This is a genomic window from Candidatus Poriferisodalis sp. (assembly GCF_965208555.1).
GTDB lineage: Bacteria > Actinomycetota > Acidimicrobiia > Acidimicrobiales > Poriferisodalaceae > Poriferisodalis.
Genome location: NZ_OZ242342.1, coordinates 475,941 through 496,987, shown reverse-complemented (window position 1 = coordinate 496,987; position 21,047 = coordinate 475,941). Strand labels below are relative to the sequence as shown.

15 protein-coding genes and 1 tRNA gene are annotated in these 21,047 nt (G+C 66.9%); 9 read left to right on the top strand and 7 right to left on the bottom strand.

All coding sequences use genetic code 11. The annotated features are described in order from the left end of the window. Window positions 1-181: 181 nt before the first annotated feature. The 5 genes from ACOGXE_RS02320 to coaE all read left to right on the top strand — a co-directional run bounded on the left by ACOGXE_RS02320 (window position 182) and on the right by coaE (window position 5,985). A tRNA-Leu gene (locus ACOGXE_RS02320) sits at window positions 182-264 on the top strand. Between the two features lie 118 nt (window positions 265-382). Continuing rightward, complete coding sequence (locus ACOGXE_RS02315) at window positions 383-958, top strand: ANTAR domain-containing response regulator (protein ID WP_419932342.1); 576 nt, start codon at window positions 383-385, stop codon at window positions 956-958. 43 nt (window positions 959-1,001) lie between these two features. Beyond that, the gene (gene polA / locus ACOGXE_RS02310) at window positions 1,002-3,722 is read left to right on the top strand and encodes a DNA polymerase I (protein WP_419932341.1); all 2,721 of its coding nucleotides are present in this window, start codon (window positions 1,002-1,004) and stop codon (window positions 3,720-3,722) included. A gap of 260 nt (window positions 3,723-3,982) precedes the next feature. Then, window positions 3,983-5,290 carry a 30S ribosomal protein S1 gene (gene rpsA / locus ACOGXE_RS02305; RefSeq protein ID WP_419933469.1) on the top strand — a complete coding sequence of 436 codons (1,308 nt, stop codon included), beginning with the start codon at window positions 3,983-3,985 and terminating at the stop codon, window positions 5,288-5,290. Window positions 5,291-5,355: 65 nt separating this feature from the next. Next, on the top strand, window positions 5,356-5,985 hold the full coding sequence (gene coaE, locus ACOGXE_RS02300) for a dephospho-CoA kinase (RefSeq protein ID WP_419932340.1): 630 nt from the start codon (window positions 5,356-5,358) through the stop codon (window positions 5,983-5,985). A gap of 15 nt (window positions 5,986-6,000) precedes the next feature. Here the strand turns inward: coaE and ACOGXE_RS02295 are convergent, their stop codons facing one another. Continuing rightward, window positions 6,001-6,537, bottom strand: coding sequence for a hypothetical protein (locus ACOGXE_RS02295; RefSeq protein ID WP_419932339.1), 537 nt, complete (start codon window positions 6,535-6,537; stop codon window positions 6,001-6,003). Between the two features lie 110 nt (window positions 6,538-6,647). Between ACOGXE_RS02295 and uvrB the strand changes: the two genes are divergently transcribed. After that, window positions 6,648-8,762 (top strand): excinuclease ABC subunit UvrB, encoded by a 2,115-nt coding sequence (gene uvrB / locus ACOGXE_RS02290; RefSeq protein ID WP_419932338.1) that lies wholly within the window; start codon window positions 6,648-6,650, stop codon window positions 8,760-8,762. Here uvrB and ACOGXE_RS02285 read toward each other — a convergent pair. Next, entirely contained in the window at window positions 8,759-9,850 is a 1,092-nt protein-coding gene (locus tag ACOGXE_RS02285; protein WP_419932337.1) for an S-(hydroxymethyl)mycothiol dehydrogenase, read from the bottom strand. The two genes, uvrB and ACOGXE_RS02285, sit on opposite strands and share 4 nt — an antisense overlap. A 137-nt stretch (window positions 9,851-9,987) precedes the next feature. Here ACOGXE_RS02285 and uvrA point away from each other — a divergent pair, with 137 nt between their 5' ends. Together uvrA and ACOGXE_RS02275 are read left to right on the top strand one after the other, a co-directional pair. Continuing rightward, on the top strand, window positions 9,988-12,861 hold the full coding sequence (gene uvrA / locus ACOGXE_RS02280; protein WP_419933468.1) for an excinuclease ABC subunit UvrA: 2,874 nt from the start codon (window positions 9,988-9,990) through the stop codon (window positions 12,859-12,861). Between the two features lie 39 nt (window positions 12,862-12,900). Beyond that, the gene (locus ACOGXE_RS02275; protein ID WP_419932336.1) at window positions 12,901-13,473 is read left to right on the top strand and encodes a carboxymuconolactone decarboxylase family protein; all 573 of its coding nucleotides are present in this window, start codon (window positions 12,901-12,903) and stop codon (window positions 13,471-13,473) included. Here ACOGXE_RS02275 and ACOGXE_RS02270 read toward each other — a convergent pair. From ACOGXE_RS02270 to ACOGXE_RS02250, 5 genes are read right to left on the bottom strand one after another with little or no spacing between them, the layout of a single operon-like run. After that, a complete protein-coding gene (locus ACOGXE_RS02270; protein ID WP_419932335.1) occupies window positions 13,470-15,731 on the bottom strand; it encodes a sensor histidine kinase in 2,262 nt (753 codons plus the stop codon). The two genes, ACOGXE_RS02275 and ACOGXE_RS02270, sit on opposite strands and share 4 nt — an antisense overlap. Then, window positions 15,728-17,044 (bottom strand): ABC transporter substrate-binding protein, encoded by a 1,317-nt coding sequence (locus ACOGXE_RS02265; protein ID WP_419932334.1) that lies wholly within the window; start codon window positions 17,042-17,044, stop codon window positions 15,728-15,730. Before ACOGXE_RS02265 ends, ACOGXE_RS02270 begins: the two co-directional genes overlap by 4 nt. Further along, window positions 17,037-17,465 carry an ATP-binding protein gene (locus tag ACOGXE_RS02260; RefSeq protein ID WP_419932333.1) on the bottom strand — a complete coding sequence of 143 codons (429 nt, stop codon included), beginning with the start codon at window positions 17,463-17,465 and terminating at the stop codon, window positions 17,037-17,039. Before ACOGXE_RS02260 ends, ACOGXE_RS02265 begins: the two co-directional genes overlap by 8 nt. Then, complete coding sequence (locus ACOGXE_RS02255) at window positions 17,462-18,634, bottom strand: PP2C family protein-serine/threonine phosphatase (RefSeq protein ID WP_419932332.1); 1,173 nt, start codon at window positions 18,632-18,634, stop codon at window positions 17,462-17,464. The genes ACOGXE_RS02260 and ACOGXE_RS02255 overlap by 4 nt, the downstream gene beginning before the upstream one ends. 8 nt (window positions 18,635-18,642) lie before the next feature. Further along, window positions 18,643-18,978 carry an STAS domain-containing protein gene (locus ACOGXE_RS02250; RefSeq protein ID WP_419932331.1) on the bottom strand — a complete coding sequence of 112 codons (336 nt, stop codon included), beginning with the start codon at window positions 18,976-18,978 and terminating at the stop codon, window positions 18,643-18,645. A 162-nt stretch (window positions 18,979-19,140) separates the two neighbouring features. On the opposite strand from ACOGXE_RS02250, the gene uvrC reads away from it, so the two are divergent. After that, window positions 19,141-21,015 (top strand): excinuclease ABC subunit UvrC, encoded by a 1,875-nt coding sequence (uvrC, locus tag ACOGXE_RS02245; protein WP_419932330.1) that lies wholly within the window; start codon window positions 19,141-19,143, stop codon window positions 21,013-21,015. The last annotated feature ends 32 nt before the right edge of the window (window positions 21,016-21,047 follow it).

Here is a 21,047-nt window from a genome sequence, read left to right as displayed (position 1 = left end):
AGTGAACGCGGGACAAATGGTAGGTGGATCGGGGAACGGCGAGGGTGACAGTTCTGCCCTGAGGCGAAGCCGGGGCCCGAGCGGCCCGTGAGCGCAGCGAACAAGAGCGGGCAATGACTGGTGTTTCAGCGGGAGGGCTCGGACCGGCGCGTCGCCGCTGGATACGCTGAGGCGCCCCATTGCCCGGGTGGTGAAATGGCAGACACGGGGGACTCAAAATCCTCTGCCCTTGCGGGCGTGCGGGTTCGAATCCCGCCCCGGGCACTGAAGACGAGACACAGAATTCCGCAGATGGCTCATAGCTCGACCGGTAGGCTGACCGGTCCGCAGCCGCCGGGCCGGTAGTGCCGACCCCTTCGACCCAGCCGCGAGGAGAGCGCGAGTGTCCAAGCGAGTCGTGATCGCAGAGGACGAGGCCATCATCCGGCTCGATCTGCGCGAGATGCTCGAAGACGAGGGCTACGTCGTCGTGGCGGAAACGGGCCGCGGCGACGAAGCGGTGGAGCTGGCACGCCAGCACCAGCCCGAGGTGTGCATCTTCGACATCCAGATGCCTGGCCGCGACGGCCTCGATGCGGCACGCGAGGTTGCCGGAGACCGTACGTCTGCCGTGCTCATACTCACTGCGTTCAGCAAGCGCCATCTCATAGCGGAGGCCCGCGATGCGGGCGTGCTCTCGTACCTGGTGAAACCGTTCCAGCGCGAAGAGCTGGTCTCGGCCATCGAGGTCGCGTGGGGCCGCTTCACGGAGATGAGAGAGCTCGAGGACACGGTCGAGAGCCTCGAAGAGAAGCTGGAGACGCGCAAGGCCGTGGAGCGTGCGAAGGGCCTGCTCATGGACGATTTTCAGCTCTCCGAGCAGGACGCCTTCGAGTTCATCCGCAGTACGGCAATGGCCAACCGTGCGAAGATGCGGGACATAGCGCAGCAGATCGTCGACGGCCTGCTGACGCCCTGAGCATCCGAGGCGACTGCAGCGTCACCGAGTTGGGAGAGTTCCGATGTCGAAGCTCCTGCTGCTCGACGGGAATTCGCTGACCTACCGGGCGTTCTTCGCCATTCCCGAGGATATGGCCACCCGTTCGGGCCAGCCCACCGGTGCCGTCTTCGGCTTCACGTCCATGCTGGTCAATCTGGTGCGGGATCACCGTCCTGACGCCATTGCCGTGTGCTTCGACCGCCCCGAGCCGACGTTCCGGCATCAAGCCGAACCGCGGTACAAGGCACACCGCGACGAGACCCCCGCAACGCTCATAGATCAGCTCGGCCTGGTGCGGCAGGTGCTCGAGTCGCTGAGCATCCCGGCGGTGGACTGTGCCGGTTTCGAAGCCGATGACCTGCTGGCCACGCTGGCATCCGAGGCAGCAGGGCGCGGCGATGACGTGCTGATCGTCAGCGGCGATCGCGATGTGTACCAGCTGGTGGCTGACCCGCACATCCGCGTGCTCTACAACCGGCGGGGCGTCACCGACTACGCCCTCTACGACGAGGCGGGCATCGTCGAACGCACCGGCGTCACCCCAGTCCTCTACGTGCAGTACGCGGCGCTGCGCGGTGACCCGTCGGACAACCTGCCGGGCGTTCCCGGCGTCGGCGAGAAGACCGCTGCCAAGCTTCTCAACAAGTACGGCAGCGTCGAGGCACTGCTGGCTGCGGCATCCGAGCAGAGCCCGAAACTGGCCGAGAATCTGGCGTCGCACCAGGATGACGTGCGCCGCAACGTCGAGCTGATGGAGCTGCGCACCGACGCGCCGATCGACGCCACGGTCGACGACCTCCGCTGGGACAGCTTCGACGCCGACCTGGTGACGCGCACGTTCGAGTTCTTGGAGTTCGGCACCCTGCATGCCCGGCTGCGCGAGGCACTGGCCGGCACATCGCTCGACGGTCTGCTCGAGCCTGCCGCAGGCGCCGAGACGACCTCGCGGCTCGCCGATGTCGAACTGGTGCCGTTCACGGATCCGGCGGAAGCGGCGGCCTTGCTCAGCGGGCTGGCGCAGCGGTCCGAGCCCGTGTCGATGGGCTGCGCGTTCGAGCCCGACGGCTCGCTGGGGGTGCTGGCGGTCGCCGTGGATCCGTCAGCAGGCAGCGTGCTCGCCCTCGCTCCAGAGCTCCTCGAGATCGCCGAGGTCGCAGCGTCGATCGCGGAGCTGGTCGGGCGTGACGGACCCGGCGTCCACATCCACCAAGCGAAACCGCTGATGAGAGCACTCGCTCGGCTGCCAGGCGATGTCGAGGCCGGTGAAGCGCTTGCGGGGCTCGAGATCGATACTTCGATTGCGGCGTACCTCATCCATCCCCCCGAGGGCCGTGGCGAGCTGAGCACGCTGCTCGCGAGACACTGCAGGGTGGAGCTCGTCGAAGCCGAGACCGAGGGCCAACTCGACTTCGATGCCGTGGATGCCTCCGGCCCCCTCGGGCAGGCCACCGCGAGCCGCGACGCGCTCGCCGTGGCGATGCTCGCGCCGGTGCTCGACCGCGAGCTGGCAGATCTCGGGATGTCGGACCTCTACCGGAACATCGAGCGTCCGCTCATCTCGGTGCTGGCGCGCATGGAGGTCGCCGGAATCGGGGTCGACCGCGAAGAGCTGGAGACTCTGCGCGATCACCTCACCAGCGAGGTGTTCGCGCTGGAGGCGGAAGTTCGGCGGCTGGCGGGCCGGGACGATCTCAACGTCAACTCGCCAAAACAGCTTGCAGAGGTGCTGTTCGAGGACCTGGGGCTGCCGCCGCATCGCAAGACCAAGACCGGCTACTCCACGAACGCCGCAGCGCTGGAATCGCTGCAGGGTCTGCACCCGATCGCGGACCAGCTGCTCGCCTACCGGGAGGTGGAGAAGCTGCGCTCCACCTACGGCGTCGGCTTGCTGGAGTGCGTCGGGACGGACGAACGCATCCATGCCACGTTCAACCAGACGGTTGCCCGTACCGGCCGGCTCAGCTCGGAGGACCCGAATCTGCACAACATCCCGGTGCGCACCGAACAGGGTCGGCTGTTCCGGCGCGCGTTCGTGCCTGCAGACGGATTCGAGATGCTCATTGCCGACTACAACCAGATCGAGCTGCGGGTGATTGCCCACCTCTCCGGCGACCCCGGCCTCGTCTCCGCCTTCGAGGCGGGGCGCGACATTCACAGCGCCACCGCGGCGTCGCTGTTCGGCATCGACGCCGGCGATGTCTCCCCGCATCAGCGGTCCGTCGCGAAGATGGTCAGCTACGGCCTCGCCTACGGGATGGAGGCCTATGGGCTCGGGCAGCGTCTCGGCGTGCCGACCGACGAGGCGGCGGGAATCCTGAACGCGTATTTCGAAGCCTTCCCGCATGTGCGGTCGTTCATGGATGGGGTGGTCGAGCAGAGCCGCGAGCGGGGGTACACCGAGACGGCGTTCGGGCGTCGCCGCCCACTGCCCGAGCTGACGTCTCGCAACTTCCGCGTGCGTCAGGCTGCCGAGCGCCAGGCCATGAATGCCCCCATCCAGGGCTTGGCGGCGGACATCTTCAAGGTGGCGCTCATCCGGCTGGATGAAGCGCTGCGAGATCGCGCCGCCTCCAGCCGGCTTGTGCTGCAGGTGCATGACGAGGTGATCCTCGAAGTGGACCCGGTCGAGACTGCCGAGGTGAACGAGCTGACGGTCGACATCATGCGCAATGCCGCCGATCTGGCCGTCCCGCTGGAAGTTCATGTCGCCGTCGGCGCCACGTGGGCAGACGCCAAGGGCTGACAACTCGGTAGCCTTTCCGTGCGCTGTGTGCGGCATGCTCGGCCGCCTGCGCCCGTATTGCCGACCTGAGCATTCCCTCCGTGACCGACGCACTCGCCCCCGCCCCAGACATCGAAGAAACATCGCTCGAAGATCCCGCTGAGACTCCGCCAGACCCGCCGGGTGGCGAGAGCACCGGCGATGAGGGGGGCAACGGAGCCTCGCAGGGCGACTTCGGCACGTTCACCGATGCGGGCGACTACGTGCCGCGGACCGTCACGATGGACGATCTCGGCGACACGTCATTCGAGGACGCCATTGCGCAGACCATCGTCGAATTCGACGACGGCGACATCGTGGCCGGCACCATCGTGCGGGTCGACCGCGACGAGGTGCTGCTGGACATCGGCTTCAAGTCCGAGGGTGTCATCCCGTCTCGTGAGCTCTCCATCCGCCACGACATCGACCCATCTGACGTGGTGGAGGTCGGTGATCAGATCGAGGCGCTCGTCCTCCAGAAGGAGGACCCTGACGGCCGCCTGGTCCTGTCCAAGAAGCGGGCGCAGTACGAGCGTGCATGGGGCCGCATCGAGGAGATCCGCGAATCCAACGGGATCGTCAAGGGCCCGGTCATCGAGGTCGTCAAGGGCGGGCTGATCGTCGACATCGGCTTGCGCGGCTTCCTGCCCGCGTCGCTGGTGGAGCTGCGCCGTGTCCGGGACCTTGCCCCCTATGTCGGCCGTGAGCTCGAAGCGAAGATCATCGAACTCGACAAGAACCGCAACAACGTCGTGCTCAGCCGGCGTGCCTGGCTGGAAGAGAGCCTCAAGGAGGAGCGGGAGGGTTTCCTGCGAGATCTCCAGCGCGGCGAGCGGCGGACCGGCCGGGTCTCATCGGTGGTCAGCTTCGGCGCATTCGTCGACCTCGGCGGCATGGACGGCCTCATCCATGTGTCGGAACTGTCCTGGAAGCACGTCGATCACCCCAGCTCGGTCGTCAGCATCGGCGACGAGGTGACGGTGGAGGTACTCGAGATCGACCGTGAGCGCGAGCGCATCTCGCTCTCGCTCAAGGCAACGCAGCAGGACCCGTGGGAGGCGTTCGCGAACTCGCACCGGGTCGAGGAGCTGGTCTACGGCCGGGTGACTAAGCTCGTCCCGTTCGGGGCCTTCGTGCAGGTCGGCGACGGCATTGAGGGCTTGGTGCACATCTCGGAGATGTCCGCCCACCATGTCGAGCTGCCTGAGCAGGTGGTCACCCCCGGCGAGGAGCTGTGGGTGAAGATCATCGATCTCGACCTGCAACGCCGGCGCATCAGCCTGTCGATCAAGCAGGCAGCCGAAGGCGGTGTGGTCGCGGAGGAGTACCGCGAGGCGTTCGGTGATCACGCCTACGACGAGGAAGGCAACTTCATCGGCGAGTTCAGCTACGAGACACCTGCCGACGGCGAGGAGTCAGAGGCCGAGCGGGCGTGGCGCGAGTACTACGAGGAGCATGGCGAAGAGGCCTACCGCCAGGCCCTCGCGCACTACGAGAATCAGGGGCCGGAAGGCGAGCCCGCCGCGGCCGCGCCCGAGAGCGACAGCTAACCCGTCAGCTCCCTGCTGAGCCTGCACCTGCTGCCGTCGAGCCCCATTCGGTTGACTGCGGCCTGATGATCACCGTCGGGCTGACCGGTGGCATCGGCAGCGGCAAGAGCACGGTCGCCTCAGGCTTTACCCGCCGCGGTGCGGTGCTGATCGATGCTGACGCCATCGTTCGCTCACAGCAGGCACCGGGCAGCCCGGTTCTTGCGGAGATGGTGCAGCGATTCGGGGACCACATCGTGGCTCCCGATGGCACGCTCGATCGCGGCTCAGTCGCGGCCATCGTGTTCAACGATCCCGACGCACTCGCCGACCTGAACGCGATCACCCATCCTCCGGTCGGCCGGGAGATCCGTCGCCGGTTGGGCGAGATGGAGGGCACGGACTGCCTGGTCGTGCTCGACATCCCGCTGCTCGGCGAGGGGCTGGCGAAGGGTCAACGGCCTCGATACCGCACCAGCGGGATTCTGGTGGTGGATGTGCCGACTGACCTAGCAGTCGAGCGGCTCGTGACGTCGCGGGGATTTTCCGCCGATGATGCACGTGCGCGCATCGCCGCACAGTTGTCGCGCGATGAGCGACTGGCCATCGCCGACTGGGTCATCGACAACTCCGGCAGCCCGGACGAGCTTGAGGCCGCGATCGACGCGGCATTCACCTGGGCGAGCGCGCTGCCGCACATCGATGCAGCCCCATAGGAGCCGCGCGAGGTCTCAGTAGGCGATGGGCGTTCCGCAGTGGGGACAGCTGGGCTCGGGTGCTCTCATGTCGAATTGGGAGGGCTTGACGAGCAGGAAGCAGCCTTCGCAGAGGATCTCGTCTTCCTGCTTGGACGCTGAACGCGAGCCGCTGACGATGCCGATGTCGTCGTCGTCATCATCTTCGTCCTCGTCCTCTGACGCCAGTCGCTCCTTGAGGATCTCGCCGAGATCCGCCTCGAGCTCTTCGTCGTCATCGTCGTCGTCTTCATCGTCAGCGGGGCGCACTCCGGCGGGCACTTCGCGGCTCGGCTGGGCGCCGTCGTCGGACGACGCTGCCTGGCCTGCGTCCGAGCCGTCAGCATCCATCCCGCCGTCATCCAAGCCGTCGACGTCGTCCAGATCGTCGTCGAGGCCCGCCGCGTCCAGTTCCTCGTCTTCGAGGTCGTCGGGCACCGGTTCGAATTCGTCGCCCAGCAAGTCAGGCTCAAGCATGTCCTCGTCGAGCGCGTCGTCCTCGGACTCAGGTGCGTCTGGTTCGTCGCGGCTCATGGATGGTCTCGGGTCGTGGAGGGGTCGTGTTTCATCAGGTCGGCGGTCAGCGCGGCAGGATAACCACACCGGCTGCCCGCAGGGGAGCATCCCGGGTTTAGCCTCGCCCCATGGCATCGGTTTCGACGGCTCCGCTGCAGCCTGAGCCCGATCCTGACGCATCGCGGCAGGTCCGCCCCTGGCTTCCGACGCCGACAGCCGCCCACCCATTCCGGGTCAGCGCAGGTTTTGAGCCGGCCGGCGACCAGCCGCGCGCCGTGGCTCAGCTGGCGGACGGCGTCATCCGAGGGGACCGGTTCCAGACGCTGCTCGGCATCACCGGGTCGGGCAAGAGCGCCACGATCGCGTGGACGATCGAGCGAGCCCAGCGTCCGACGCTGGTACTCGCACCCAATAAATCCCTGGCGGCACAGCTGGCAAACGAGTTCCGTGAGTTCTTTCCCGACAATCGCGTGGAGTACTTCGTCTCCTACTACGACTACTACCAACCTGAGGCCTACATGCCGGCCTCGGACACCTACATCGAGAAGGACTCGAGCATCAACGACGAGATCGACCGGCTGCGCCACTCGGCCACGGCGGCGCTGCTGACCCGTCGAGACGTGATCGTGGTGGCATCGGTGTCTGCCATCTACGGGCTCGGAGCGCCCGAGGAGTACCTGCGCCAGATGCTGTACCTGCGCGTGGGCGAGATGGTCGACCAGCGCGCGGTGCTGCGTCGGCTCGTCGACATGCAGTACGAGCGCAACGACACCAACCTCGTCCGCGGCCGCTTCCGGGTACGCGGCGACACGCTCGAAGTCCATCCGGCGTACGAGGAATTCCTGGTGCGGGTCGAGCTGTTCGGCGACGAGATCGATCGCATCAGCCGCATCGACCCGCTCACCGGCGAGCGTCTCGGCGATCTCGAAGAGGTCACGGTCTTCCCGGCATCGCACTACGTCACGGGCGAGGACAAGCTGAGGGCGGCGATCGCCAAGATCGAAGCTGAGCTTGCCGAGCGGTTGCGCTACTTCGAGCAGGAGAACAAGCTGCTCGAGGCGCAGCGGCTCCGGATGCGCACCGAGTACGACCTCGAGATGCTCGCCGAGTTGGGCTACTGCAACGGTGTCGAGAACTACTCCATGCATCTCGACGGGCGGGTGTACGACGAGGCGCCGTACACGCTGCTGGACTTCTTCCCCGACGACTACCTGCTGGTCATCGACGAGAGCCATGTTGCCGTGCCCCAGTTGCACGGTCAGTTCGCAGGCGACCGGCGGCGCAAGGACACCCTGGTGGAGCACGGCTTCCGGCTGCCGTCCGCTCGCGACAACCGGCCACTGCGTTTCGACGAGGTGATGGACCGGCTGAATCAGGTGGTGTTCCTGTCCGCCACGCCGGGCGACTACGAGCTTCGCACGAGCTCGGCGGTGGTGGAGCAGATCGTCCGGCCCACCGGCCTGGTGGATCCCGAGATCGTGGTGCGCCCGACGAAGGGGCAGATCGACGACCTGATGGGCGAGATCGAACGCGTCACGGCCCAAGGCCAGCGCGTGCTCGTCACCACGCTCACCAAGAAGATGGCCGAGGATCTCACCGACTACCTGCTGGAGCTCGGCGTGCGGGTGCGCTACCTGCACAGCGAGATCGACACCATCGAGCGGATCGAGATCCTCCGGGACTTGCGGCTCGGGCATTTCGACGTGCTGGTGGGCATCAACCTGCTGCGAGAAGGACTCGACCTGCCCGAAGTGAGCCTCGTTGCGATTCTGGATGCCGACAAGGAAGGGTTCCTGCGCAGCGAGACCTCGCTCATCCAGACCATCGGGCGAGCGGCGCGCAACGTCGACGGCCAGGTCGTGATGTACGCCGACGAGTTCACCCCGTCGATGAACCGCGCCGTGTCCGAGACCAATCGCCGCCGCGGTCTGCAGCAGGCATACAACGCCGAGCACGGCATCGACCCGCAGACGATCCGCAAGGCCGTCACCGACATTCTCGAAGTGCTGCGCGGACCCGCCGAGGAAGCGCCGGTGCCCGAGAAGCTGGCCTCCGGCCGTGTCACTGCAGAGAAGGTGCGCGCCGCCTACGGCGACCTGCCCGCCGACGACCTGACCCGTCTCATCGCCTCGCTGGAGGAGGAGATGGCCGAAGCGGCAGCAGATCTCAGATTCGAATACGCGGCGCGCCTCAGAGACGAGCTGCGAGAGCTGCGCCGGGACCTACGCGACGCGAGCGCCTAGAGCACGACGACGGAGCGCAGGACCTCGCCGCGCTCCATCTTCTCGAAGGCTTCCTCGACGCCTGCGATGCCGATCGTCTCGCTCACGAACTTGTCGAGCGGCAGGCGATCCTGCAGGTGAAGGTCGATGAGCATCGGGAAGTCGCGGCTCGGCAGGCAATCGCCGTACCACGAGCTCTTGAGCGAGCCGCCGCGCCCGAACACCTCGATCATCGGCAGCTCGATCTTCATGGTGGGGTTCGGCACCCCGACCAAGACCACGGTCCCCGCCAGGTCACGCGCATAGAAGGCCTGCTCGTAGGTCTGGGGCAAGCCCACCGCCTCGATGGCCACATCGACGCCGTTGCCGTCCGTCAGCGCTTGGACGGCTGCGACGACCTCGTCGTTGCTCAAGCCCGACGAGTTGATGGTGTGGGTGGCGCCGAAGGATCGAGCCCACTCGAGCTTGCGCTCGTCGATGTCGATGCCGATGATCGTGTGAGCACCCGCGAGCCGCGCCCCGCAGATCGCGGCATCGCCGACTCCACCGCAGCCGAAGACGGCCACGCTGTCGCCACGCCCGACGCCGCCAGTGTTCATGGCGGCACCCAAGCCGGCCATGACGCCGCAGCCGATGAGGCCGGCAACCTGGGGCGGGGCCGCGGGGTCCACCTTGGTGGCCTGCCCCGCAGCCACCAGGGTCTTCTCGGCGAAGGCTCCGATGCCGAGGGCGGGCGACAGCTCGACGCCGTCGAGGGTCATCTTCTGCGTTGCGTTGTGCGTGGCGAAGCAGTACCACGGGCGGCCCCGGTCGCAGGACCGGCAGTTGCCGCAGACGGCCCGCCAATTCAGGATCACGAAATCGCCGACCTCGACGCTGGTGACCCCGTCGCCGACTTCTGACACGACGCCAGCGGCTTCATGCCCCAGCAGGAACGGGAATTCGTCGTTGATGGCACCCTCGCGGTAATGCAGGTCGGTGTGGCAGACGCCGCACGCTTGAACGTCGACGATGACCTCGCCGGGTCCGGGGTCGGGGACCACGATCGTCTCGACCGTGACCGGTTCGCCGACGGCTGCGGCTACGACACCTTGTACTTCGTGTGGCATGACCGCGACCCTAGTTCTGCTGATTACGGCGTCAGGTGCCCCCACAGCTATCGCGTCGGTGCTGTCTCTCGGACCGGCCGCACGAACTTGTGTTTGTGTCCGGGCTGCGGGAGAGGGTCACAGGTAGGATCGCCGGGATGGGTGAGCGGCTGATCGTCCGCGGGGCGCGGGAGCACAACCTGCGCAATGTCGATGTGGAACTGCCCCGCGACCGCATGATCGTCTTCACCGGCCTGTCGGGCAGCGGCAAGTCGTCGCTGGCGTTCGACACCATCTACGCCGAGGGCCAGCGGCGCTATGTCGAGTCGCTGTCGGCCTATGCACGCCAGTTCCTGGGCCAGATGGACAAGCCAGACGTGGACTTCCTGGAAGGCCTGTCACCGGCGATCTCCATCGACCAGAAGAGCGCCAGCCGCAACCCGCGTTCGACTGTCGGAACGATCACCGAGGTGTACGACTACCTGCGATTGCTCTACGCCCGCATCGGCATCCAGCATGATCCGCAGACCGGCGAGATCGTCCAACGGCAGACGGCGCAGCAGATCGTGGACCGGATCACCGAGCTCGCCGAGGGCACTCGCTTCGAGGTGCTCGCACCGGTGGTGCGGGGCCGCAAGGGCGACTATCACACGCAGCTCGGCGACTTCGCCCGGCAGGGCTACGCCCGCGTGCGTGTCGACGGCGAGGTGCTCGATCTCGGCAACGTCGACGAGATCGAGCGGCTCGACCGCTATGTCAACCATGACATCGAAGTGATCGTCGACCGGCTGGTCATGCGTGGCGACATCGAGCAGCGCTTGACCGAATCAGTCGAGGCTGCGCTGGGGCTGGCCGATGGACACGTATGGATCCACCTGGTGCCCGGCGGCGCCGGCGCTTCCAATGGAGACAGCGCTCCAGACGATGCGCCCGACATGCTGACGTTCAGCCAGCACCTGTTCTCGCCGGGCACCGGCCGCTCTTTCGAAGAGCTGGCGCCTCGCAACTTCTCGTTCAACTCGCCATATGGCGCATGCCAGACCTGCGACGGCCTCGGCACCCGCTACGAGGTTGATCCCGAGCTTGTCGTGCCGAATACCGAGCTGTCGGTGGCGGCGGGTGCGCTGGCCCCGTGGGCTGGGGCAACCGGCAAGTGGTTCACCCGGCTGCTCGAGGCGGTCGGCGAGCAGCACAGCATCCCGCTCGATGTGCCCTGGGCTGAGCTCGAAGCCGACCAGCGAAAGCTGCTCCTCGAGGGTGCTCCGGCGGGCGAGCAGATCACCGTGCGCTATCGCAATCGCTACGGCCGGTCGCGCAGCTACACCACCCGCTACGAGGGCGTCATCCCGTTCCTGCGCCGCCGTCACGCCGACACCGAGAGCGATTGGTCGCGCAACCGCATCGAGGGCTACATGCGAGAGGTGCCGTGCGGCACGTGCCACGGCGCACGGCTCAACGAGGTGTCGCTGGCCGTGCGGGTCGCCGGCCGGAACATCTTCGAGCTCTGCTCGGCATCGATCGGCGAGGCGGCGAAGATCATCGACGGCCTGGACCTCACCGAGCGGCAGCGCATCATCGCAGCACCGATCATCAAGGAAATCGATGCGCGGCTGAACTTCCTGCTCGACGTCGGTCTGGACTACCTGACGCTGAACCGCTCGGCGGCGACGTTGGCCGGCGGCGAGGCTCAGCGCATCCGGCTGGCGAGCCAGATCGGCAGCGGATTGGAAGGCGTGCTGTACGTGCTCGACGAGCCCTCCATCGGGCTGCATCAGCGCGACAACCGCCGCTTGATCGACACGCTGCTGCACCTGCGCGATCTCGGCAACACCGTGCTGGTGGTGGAGCACGATCTCGAGACGATCTCGGTGTCGGACTGGGTGGTCGACATCGGCCCCGGCGCCGGCGAGCACGGCGGCGAGATCGTCTACAGCGGACCGGTGAAGGGGCTGGCGTCCGCACCGGGCTCGGTGACGGGGGAGTACCTGTCCGGCGTCCGGGAGATCCCGATCCCGCCGCAGCGCCGGCCCCGTGGCGACGACCGCCTCACTGTCCGGGGCGCACGCGAGCACAACCTGCGCAAGATCGACGTCGAGTTCCCCCTCGGCTGCTTCATCTGCGTGACCGGCGTGTCGGGCTCGGGCAAGAGCACCCTGGTGAACGAGATCCTCTACAAGGCGCTGATGCAGCGGATCTATTCGTCCAAGCAGGTGCCCGGCCTGCACACGACGATCGAGGGCGTCGAGGCGCTCGACAAGGTCATCGATATCGATCAATCGCCGATCGGCCGTACGCCCCGGTCCAATCCGGCCACCTACACCGGCGTCTTCGACCACATTCGCAAGCTCTACGCGGCCACCAACGAGGCGAAGGTGCGGGGCTACCTGCCGGGGCGGTTCAGCTTCAACGTCAAGGGCGGGCGATGCGAGGCCTGCTCGGGCGACGGCACCATCAAGATCGAGATGCACTTCCTGCCCGACGTGTATGTGCCCTGCGAGGTGTGCAAGGGCGCTCGGTACAACCGCGAGACGCTCGAAATCCGGTTCAAGGGCATGACCATCGCCGATGTGCTGAACATGCCCTGCGAGGACGCCCTGGAGTTCTTCTCGGCTCAGCCGCCGATCCGCCGGCACATGCAGACGCTCGTCGACGTGGGCTTGGGCTACATCCGGCTCGGGCAGCCCGCCACCACCCTGTCGGGCGGCGAGGCGCAGCGGGTCAAGCTGGCCAGCGAGCTGTCGAAGCGATCCACGGGGCACACGATCTACATCCTCGATGAGCCCACCACCGGTCTGCACTTCGAGGACATCCGGCGCCTGCTGGGCGTGCTCGACCGGCTGGTGTCGGGCGGCAACACCGTGGTGGTCATCGAGCACAATCTCGATGTGATCAAGACCGCTGACTGGATCGTCGACATGGGTCCCGAAGGCGGCATCGGCGGCGGCACCGTCGTGGCTGCAGGCACGCCGGAACAGGTCGCAGCGACGCCGGAATCCCATACCGGCCGGTACCTGGCGCCGCTGGTCGGCTGAGCGACCACGGAATGCGCACGAGAGCCAAGGAGGACTCAGATGAGACTGCCCGAGATCACGCCGGAAGAACTGACCGGCGGCGGGCGCGAGGTGTACGACGCCTTGCGCAGCGGCCCGCGCAGCGCGGCGACATCCGACCTGAACGTCAAGAGCATCGTCGGCCCCTATGGCGTCTGGGTGCGGGCACCTGCCATCGGGGGCCCGACCCAGGCGCTGGGCGCCGCTGTCCGGTTCGCGGGCGGCCTCCCCGAACCGGTCAAGGAAGCGGCCATCTGCACGGTCGGGGCGCACTACCGGTCGAAGTTCGAATTCGCCGCCCATGAGCGTTTGGCTCAGATGGCCGGGATCGAACAGCGCCATCTCGACGCTCTCCGCGAGGGCAGGCCCGCCGAGTTCACCGGGCAGGAGGCGGTCGCTCACCGGGTCGCGGCGGAGCTGCTCGAGTCGCACCGCATGAGCGACGAGACCTACGCCGCTGCCGTCGCGGAGTTCGGCACCGAAGGCGTCATCGAGCTGGTCACCACGGTGGGCTACTACTGCTTGATCTCGCTGACGCTGAACGCCTTCGAGATCCCGCTGCCGCCCGATTGGGACGACCCCTTCCCCGACTAGGTCGCTGCTGGGGCGTCGGCTGCGTCGACCGTCTCGACCGGCGCCGAGCGCTCGAGCGGCAGCTCCACGGTGAATTCGGTGTACACACCGGGCTCGCTGTCCACCGAGATCTGGCCGCCGTGGCCTCGCACGATGTCGTTTGACATGGCCAGGCCGAGCCCAGTGCCCTCGTTGGTGGGCTTGGTGGTGAAGAACGGCTCGAAAATTCGCTGAACGACATCCGGCGGGATGCCGGTGCCGTTGTCTCGCACCTTGATCACGGCCGAGTCGTCGGTGCGTTGGGTGCTCAGCCAGATGGTCGGGAAGTAGGGCGTGTCGTCGCCCTCACCCAAGGTGACCATCTTGCCCGGCTCGCCGCCGAGGTCCCGCCAGCGCTCGTTCGCCGCGTAACCGGCGTTGGTGACCAGGTTGAGGAACACCCGGCCCATGTCCTGCGGGATGACCTCGAGCTCGCCTACCTCGGGGTCGAAGTCGCGCTCGATGGTCACGTTGAAGTCGGCATCCTGCGCTCGTGCGCTGTGGTACGAGAGCATGGCGTGCTCGTCGAGGAGCGCATTGATCTCCACCGGGCGGGACTCGCCGCCGCCCCGGCCCATCATGAGCATGCTCTCCACGATGCGGTTGGCCCGGTCGCCGTGCCCGCGGATGCGTGTCAGGTTCTCCTTGAGGTCGCCGGTGATCTCGGCGATGTAGTCGGCCTGATCGTCTTGCGGCTCCGGATCGGCGATCGCCTCCAGCAGTTCCTCGAGCAGCTCGTCGGAGGACTCGGCGAAGTTCTTCACGAAGTTCAGCGGATTCCGGATCTCGTGGGCGACGCCGGCGGTCACCTCGCCGAGGGCCGCCAGCTTCTCGTTCGCCACGATCTGATCCTGCGCGCGGTCCAGATCGGCGAGCGTCTGGGAGAGCTGCTCGTTGCGCTCGCTGAGTTGGCCCGCGAGTTCTTCGACCAGGTTGAGCCGCTGCACCTCGAGCGCGGCCTGGCGGAACTGCTCGAGCGCATCCGCCATTTCGGCCACCTCGTCCTGGCCCCCGGTCTCGACGGGCGTCTCGAGGTCACCGCCTGCGAGGGCCCGCATGCGATTCGAGAGCTGGCCGACGCGCCGCAGGATCCGCTTGCCGACGAACAGCCAGCTGATCAGCAACGCGCCGAGGATGCCGACGACGCTGATGACGACGAGCAGCAGGCGCCCGGTGCTCACGGCTTGTGCCGAGGCCTCGGTGGCCACGTCGACATCGGTTTCCACGGCGCCGACAAGCGACTCGATCTCGCTGACGAGTGCCACTCCCAAGTCCTGGTTCTCGGCCAGCTGTCGGCGCTGCGACTCCTCGATCTGCAGGCGTCGCTGCGTGACGTCGAACACGCTGCCGTCGTCGAGCCCGAGCGCGAAGAGCTGATCCACAGCCGGCCTCAGCTCATCGCCGCCCGCCTCGCCGAGCGTGGCGACGCTGATCTCGATGCGATCTCTCGCCGATTCGAAGCTCTCACGCAGCGGCTCGATCAACGCCGCCTGCGACGCGCTGAACGCGCTGGCGAGCAGCTCGGCGGATTGCGCCACATCGCCGCCCAATGCGGACCAGTGGCGGTACAGACGCACCTCTTCATCAGACCGGTGCACGGCCTCCGCGACCGGCGGGGTGCTGAGGTCCCGCTGCCCGGCCACGAGATAGAACAGCTGGTCGTCGAGTGCCGGCACGATCTGGTGTTCCAGCTCGCGCACGGCCGCATTCACGTCGGCCCGGAGATCATCCGCCTCCAGCCCGAGTTCGAAGAACTCGGGCATCTCGGCCTCGATAGCGGCGATGTTCGAGTTGAGCTGTGCGGCGTAACCGCGCATCTCGCCCAGCCACATTGATCCGGTGCCGCGATTCCACAGCAACTCCAGCTGGGTTTCGAATTCGGATCGTGCGGCCGCGATTCCCTCGACGACGCTCTCGAAATCCTCTGGTGTCGAAGACACGAGCGCCGGCCCGCCGGCCACAAGCCGGTTGCTGGACTCGGCGACTCCGAACGCGGCGCTCAGCTCTGGAATGGCCCCCTCGTTGACCTCCTTCTCGGCCTCGCCGACACGGGTGAAGGAGATCCAGGCGACGAGGCTGGCTGCCAGGGTCAGCAGCAGTGGCGCGGCGATGCCCGCATACATCTGGGTCGAGATCCGGTGATGTATCGCCGGCTTGCGGCCCTCACGCACCCTGTCGCTCCTGGAGATGTCGTCCTCGGTCACGTCTGCATCCGGGGCCGTCGTCGCTGCGTTGGTCATGGCTCTGTTCTTGTCAGCGTGTCGAGCGAGCGGTAGTTGCCGTCCGGATCGATCTGGGTGACGAAGACGGCATCGGAGCCTTGGTTGTCTTGGGTGATGGTGTCGCCGTCGCCGAAGTTCATCGTGAAGCCGTCGATGTCAAGGTCGTCGGCCCCCAAGATGGCGTCCAGGAAGCACTGACGGGTCACCGAGTTGCCGCATTCCTCCAAGCCTGCGATCGCAAGCCTGCCCGCGATGTAGCCCTCGAGCGAGACGAATCCCGGCACAGCCCCGGGATCGACCTCACGCAAGGCGGCTTGGTAGGAGGCCACGATCGGGATGGACTGATCAAACGGGAACGGCACGACTTGGGTGACGAGCACTCCCTCGCCCTCGGCGCCGAGCTGGTCAGCCAGCGCGTTCGCGCCCACGAATGACAGCGTGATGAACACGGGGTCGAACCCGGTGTTGCGCGCCCAGGAGATCAGTGTGCCTACCGGCCCGTATGCGCCAACCATGATCACGGCCTCGGGGTCGCCTGCCCTCAAGTCCAGCAGAGCGGACTTGATGGCCGTGGTGTTTCGGGGGTAGAAGCCGATCGCTACCGGTTCCATGTCGCGCCGCTCCAACGCCGCGAGGGCCCCGAAGTAGCCCGCGCGGCCGAACGAATCGTCCTGGAAGAGCACGCCGATGCGGTCGATGCCCAGGTCGGTGGTGAGCCGTGCCACCATCTCCTCGGTCTCCTGGGCGTAGGAGGCGCGCAAGTTGATGATGTTGGTCCAGTCGTCGTTCCGCAGGAAACCGGCCCCGGTGAACGGTGCGACATAGGGCACATCGGCGGCGGCGGCGACCGGCGTCGCGGATCGGGAGGTGGGTGTCCCGACCGCACCGATGAGGGCGAACACCTCCTGTTCCTCGATGAGCGCGCGGGTGTTGGCAATGGCCGCCTCGGGCTCGTACTTGTCGTCGAGCGACACCAGGTCGAGTTGCCGCCCGTTCACGCCGCCTGCCCGGTTGGCCTCCTCGAATGCGGCGAGTATCCCGAGCTGCATGCCCAGGCCGAGTTCGGCTGCGGCGCCGCCGAGGGCGGCGGACTGCCCGAACACGACCCGGTCTGCGTACACACCGGTCTCATCGCTGAGATTGTCGGGAACGGTCGGTCGGGTCGGCGCTGCGATCGTGTTGTCGGGGCCATCGCCGCCGGAGCTCGAGCCGTCGCCGGAGTCACTGCAGGCGCCGAGCAGGGCAGCGGCGGCAATGGCAAGAGCCGCCGCCGGGGCGCCTGCGCGCCGTCGCAATGGCAGGCGCAGGCGCATGGGCGTGCCGTCAGGCACCAGCCCGTGCGACCAGCGTCAGGTGGTTCTTGCCGTCGGCGTGCTTGTAAGCGAGATCTTCGGCCATCGTGCGCACGAGGTGCAGACCCAAGCCGCCGATCGATCGCTCCTGCAGCGGCAGATCGGTGTCGGGAGCCGGTTTGTCGTTCAGGGGATCGAAGGCAGCCCCGTCGTCGACCAAGGTGATCGTGACCGAGTTCTCGCCGCTCTCCAGCGTGATCTCGATGTCGCTGAGCCCGGTAGTGCGCCCGTGCGTGAGCGTGTTCAAGATGAGCTCTTCGAGGATGAGGTTGGACCGCAGGACCAAGTCCGGCGCCCAGTCGTCCAGTTCGGCCATCTCCTCGACGAACGCCACGATGCGCGGCAGCGCCTCGGCTGCCGCGGCGCCCGGCACCGGCGTGATGTTTAGCGAACGTCTCACGAGGCACTCCGGTGCAGTGCCAGGCAGGTGATGTCATCGGAGGCGGGCGCTTCGCCGGCGAACCCGTGGACAGCATCGAACACGGCGGTCATCGCTTCGTCGGCGCTCTTCGGCGGATTGCCAGCGAAGAGCTCGAGGAGTCGGGCGGTGCCGAACTCCTCGTGCTCCATGTTCATGGCCTCGCTGACGCCGTCGGTGTAGAGCAGCAGGGTCTCGCCAGGTTCGAGCGTGAACGTGTGCTCTTTCAGGTTCATCTGGAAGACCTGCTCGGGCGCCACGCCCAAGGCGATCCCGCCCATGGCGGGCAACCGCTCAGCGCTCCCGTCGACTCGAACGACGACTGGCGGGTCATGGCCTGCGCTCGAGTAGGTGACCTCGCCGTTATGAGGGTCGAAGACCGCCATGATCACGGTGACGAACATGAGCGTCGGGTTGTCGGCCTGCAGGACCCGGTTTGCCTCGATCAGCGCCTCCCGCGGCGAGCCGGTGCCGATGGCAGCACCCTTGAGGGCCGTCCGGCTCGACATCATGAACAGGGCAGCAGGAATGCCCTTGTCGGAAACGTCGGCAACGGTCGCGAACATCCGGTCGGTGGGAACGCCGACGTAGTCGTAGAAGTCGCCACCGACATTGCGCGCCGGCACCATATTGGCGTTGATCTCGTACCTCGCCGTCATCGGGAAGTCGGTGGGCAGGATCGACTGCTGAACGTTGGTCGCGATGTCGAGCTCGTTCTGCAGCGTCACCAGCTTGTCCCGCGAGGCCGTTGCCTCCCGCCACTGCCGTAGGTGTTCGACGGTGCGATCGATGGTGATCTGGAGATCGTCGAAGTCGACGGGCTTGGTGACGAAGTCGAACGCGCCACGGTTCATGGCGGTGCGGATGTTGCCCATGTCGCCGTAAGCCGAGATGATCACCGCCCGCAGGTCAGAATCCAGCGAGCTGAGCTGCGACAGCAGCGTCAGCCCGTCCATCTGCGGCATGTTGATGTCCGAGAGCACCAAGTCGATGGTGTCGTCGGCCCGCAGCTTCTCGAGTGCTTCCAAGCCGTTTCCGGCGAACTCGAATTGGTACTTGCCGCTGCGGATCTGTCTCCGCATCCGCTGCAGGACGAGCGGTTCGAGATCGGGCTCGTCGTCGACGACGAGGATGCGCCAGGGCTGGGACATGGGCGTGACTACGCCAGCTGTGCCTTCGCCTCGTCGAGCGTTCCGAACACCGTGATGATCTGATTGAAACCGCTGATGCGGAACACTTCGTCGACCGAGGCTGCAAGCGAGCAGACGGCGAACGGCGTCGAACTGCCGCCCAGATGCTGAGCGAGCAGCAGCAGGACGCGCAGGCCGGCGCTGCTGATGTAGTCGATGCCGCCCATGTCGAGGATGACGCGGCTGTCATCGCCCGAAAGAGCAGCCATCAGCGACTCGTGAAATTCGGCGGAGTTCGATCCGTCCACCCGGCCCGCGGGACTGATCACGTTCGTGCCTGCGTCCCGCTCCTGTGCGAGTTCCATATTGTGCAGCCTCCTGCGCAGCTACGAGATGCGGTAGGACCGCATCATGCCAGCCCCGGGGCAGGCCACAGACGGCTCCCCAAGATCAGGCTTCCGACGGCGAAACCTACTACACACCTTCGCGGTCTCCACCTCTTCGGCCCAGCCTCTTAACCTGCGAGTGTGGGTCTGCGTCCTGAAGGGGGATCAGTACCGGATGCGCCGGGCAGCTACCAGTTCTTGGACGCGGACGGGCGGATCATCTATGTGGGCAAGGCGAAGAGCCTCCGGTCCCGCCTGAACAGCTACTTCGGCGATCCCGCCGGTCTGCACCCCCGTACCGCGCAGATGGTGGCCTCGGCTGCGTCCGTCGAGTGGATCGAGGTGTCCACCGAGGTCGAGGCACTCATGCTCGAGTACAGCCTCATCCAGCGGCATCAACCGAGATTCAACGTCAGGCTGCGCGACGACAAGTCGTACCCGTTCCTGGCGGTGACGTTGCTCGACGAGTGGCCTCGCGCCATGGTCATGCGAGGGCGGCGCAAGCGCGGCAACCGGTATTTCGGCCCGTACGGGCATGCCTACGCCATCCGCGAGACGCTCGACCTGCTGCTGCGGACGTTCCCGATCCGCACCTGCAGCGACAACAAGCTGGCTACGCACCAGCGGCTCGGCCGGCCGTGCCTGCTGTATCACATCGAGCAGTGCGCAGGACCGTGCGTGGGCGAGATCGGGCGCGACGAGTACGACCGGCTGGTCCGCGAGCTGGTGCGTTTCCTCGAGGGCGACACCGATGCGATCGTCAACGACCTCGAACAGCGGATGGCCGACGCATCCACCGAGCTCGAGTTCGAGCTGGCCGCCCGGCTGCGAGACCGTCTCGCCAGCGTCCGGCGTGCGATCGAGAAGCAGCAGCTCGCCGGCACGCGCAACGAGGACTTCGACGTGATCGGCATCAGCGACGACGAGCTGGAAGCGGCAGTCCAGCTGTTCTTCGTGCGCAAAGGACGGGTGATGGGCCAGCGGGGGTTCGTTGTGGACAAGGTGGAGGCGCTCGACGGCCCGCAGCTTGTGTCCCGGGTGCTCTCGGGGCTGTATCACGAGGAGAACCCGCTGGGCTGGCCCAAGATCGTGCTGGTGCCCGAGCTGCCGTTCGAGCCCGGCCTGTACGAGCAGTGGCTGAGCCGCCAGCGCGGCTCCCGGGTGACGCTGCGTGTCCCGCAGCGGGGCGACAAGCGCGCGCTCATGGACACCGCACGTCACAACGCCCGGGAGTCGCTCGCACGTCACCGCTTGCGCCGCGGCAGCGACCACAACAGCCGGGCGCGTGCCTTGAACGAGCTGGCTGAGCATCTGCAGCTCTCCCGGCCGCCGCTGCGCATCGAGTGCTACGACATGAGCCACCTGCAGGGAACCAACTACGTCGGCTCGATGGTGGTGCTCGAGGACGGCCTGCCGCGACGCAGCGAGTACCGGCACTTCCGGGTTCGCAACGTCGCGGGCAACGACGACTATGCGGCCATGGACGAGGTGCTGCGCCGCCGGTTGCGGAACTACCTGGCCGAGCGCGATCTGCCGGCGTCCGAGCAGGGCCGCTTTGCCTACCCGCCGCAGCTGCTGGTGGTGGACGGCGGCAAGGGGCAGCTCGGCGTGGCGACTGCGGTGCTCGACGAGCTCGGGCTGCGCGAGCAGATCCCCGTGTGCGCCCTTGCCAAGCAGTTCGAGGAGGTGTTCGTGCCGGGTCGGTCGGAGGCGTTGCGCATCCCCCGCCAGTCCGAGGCGCTGTACCTGCTGCAGCGCGTGCGCGACGAGAGCCATCGCTTTGCCGTGTCGTACCACCGCAGGCTGCGCAGCAAGGCCATGAAGCGGGGAGTGCTCGACGGCATCACCGGGCTGGGGGACAAGCGGCGAGCGCGCCTCGTGCGCGAGTTCGGCAGCGTCGGAGCGGTCAAGTCGGCCTCGCTGGACGATTTGCGTGCGCTGAGCTGGCTGCCCGATGCCGTCGCCGAGGCGGTGTACGCCGCGGTCCACCCTGCCGAGGTGCTGACGGGTTCCTGAGCTCCTGAGGGGCTGAACCCCCGTACGCTCGT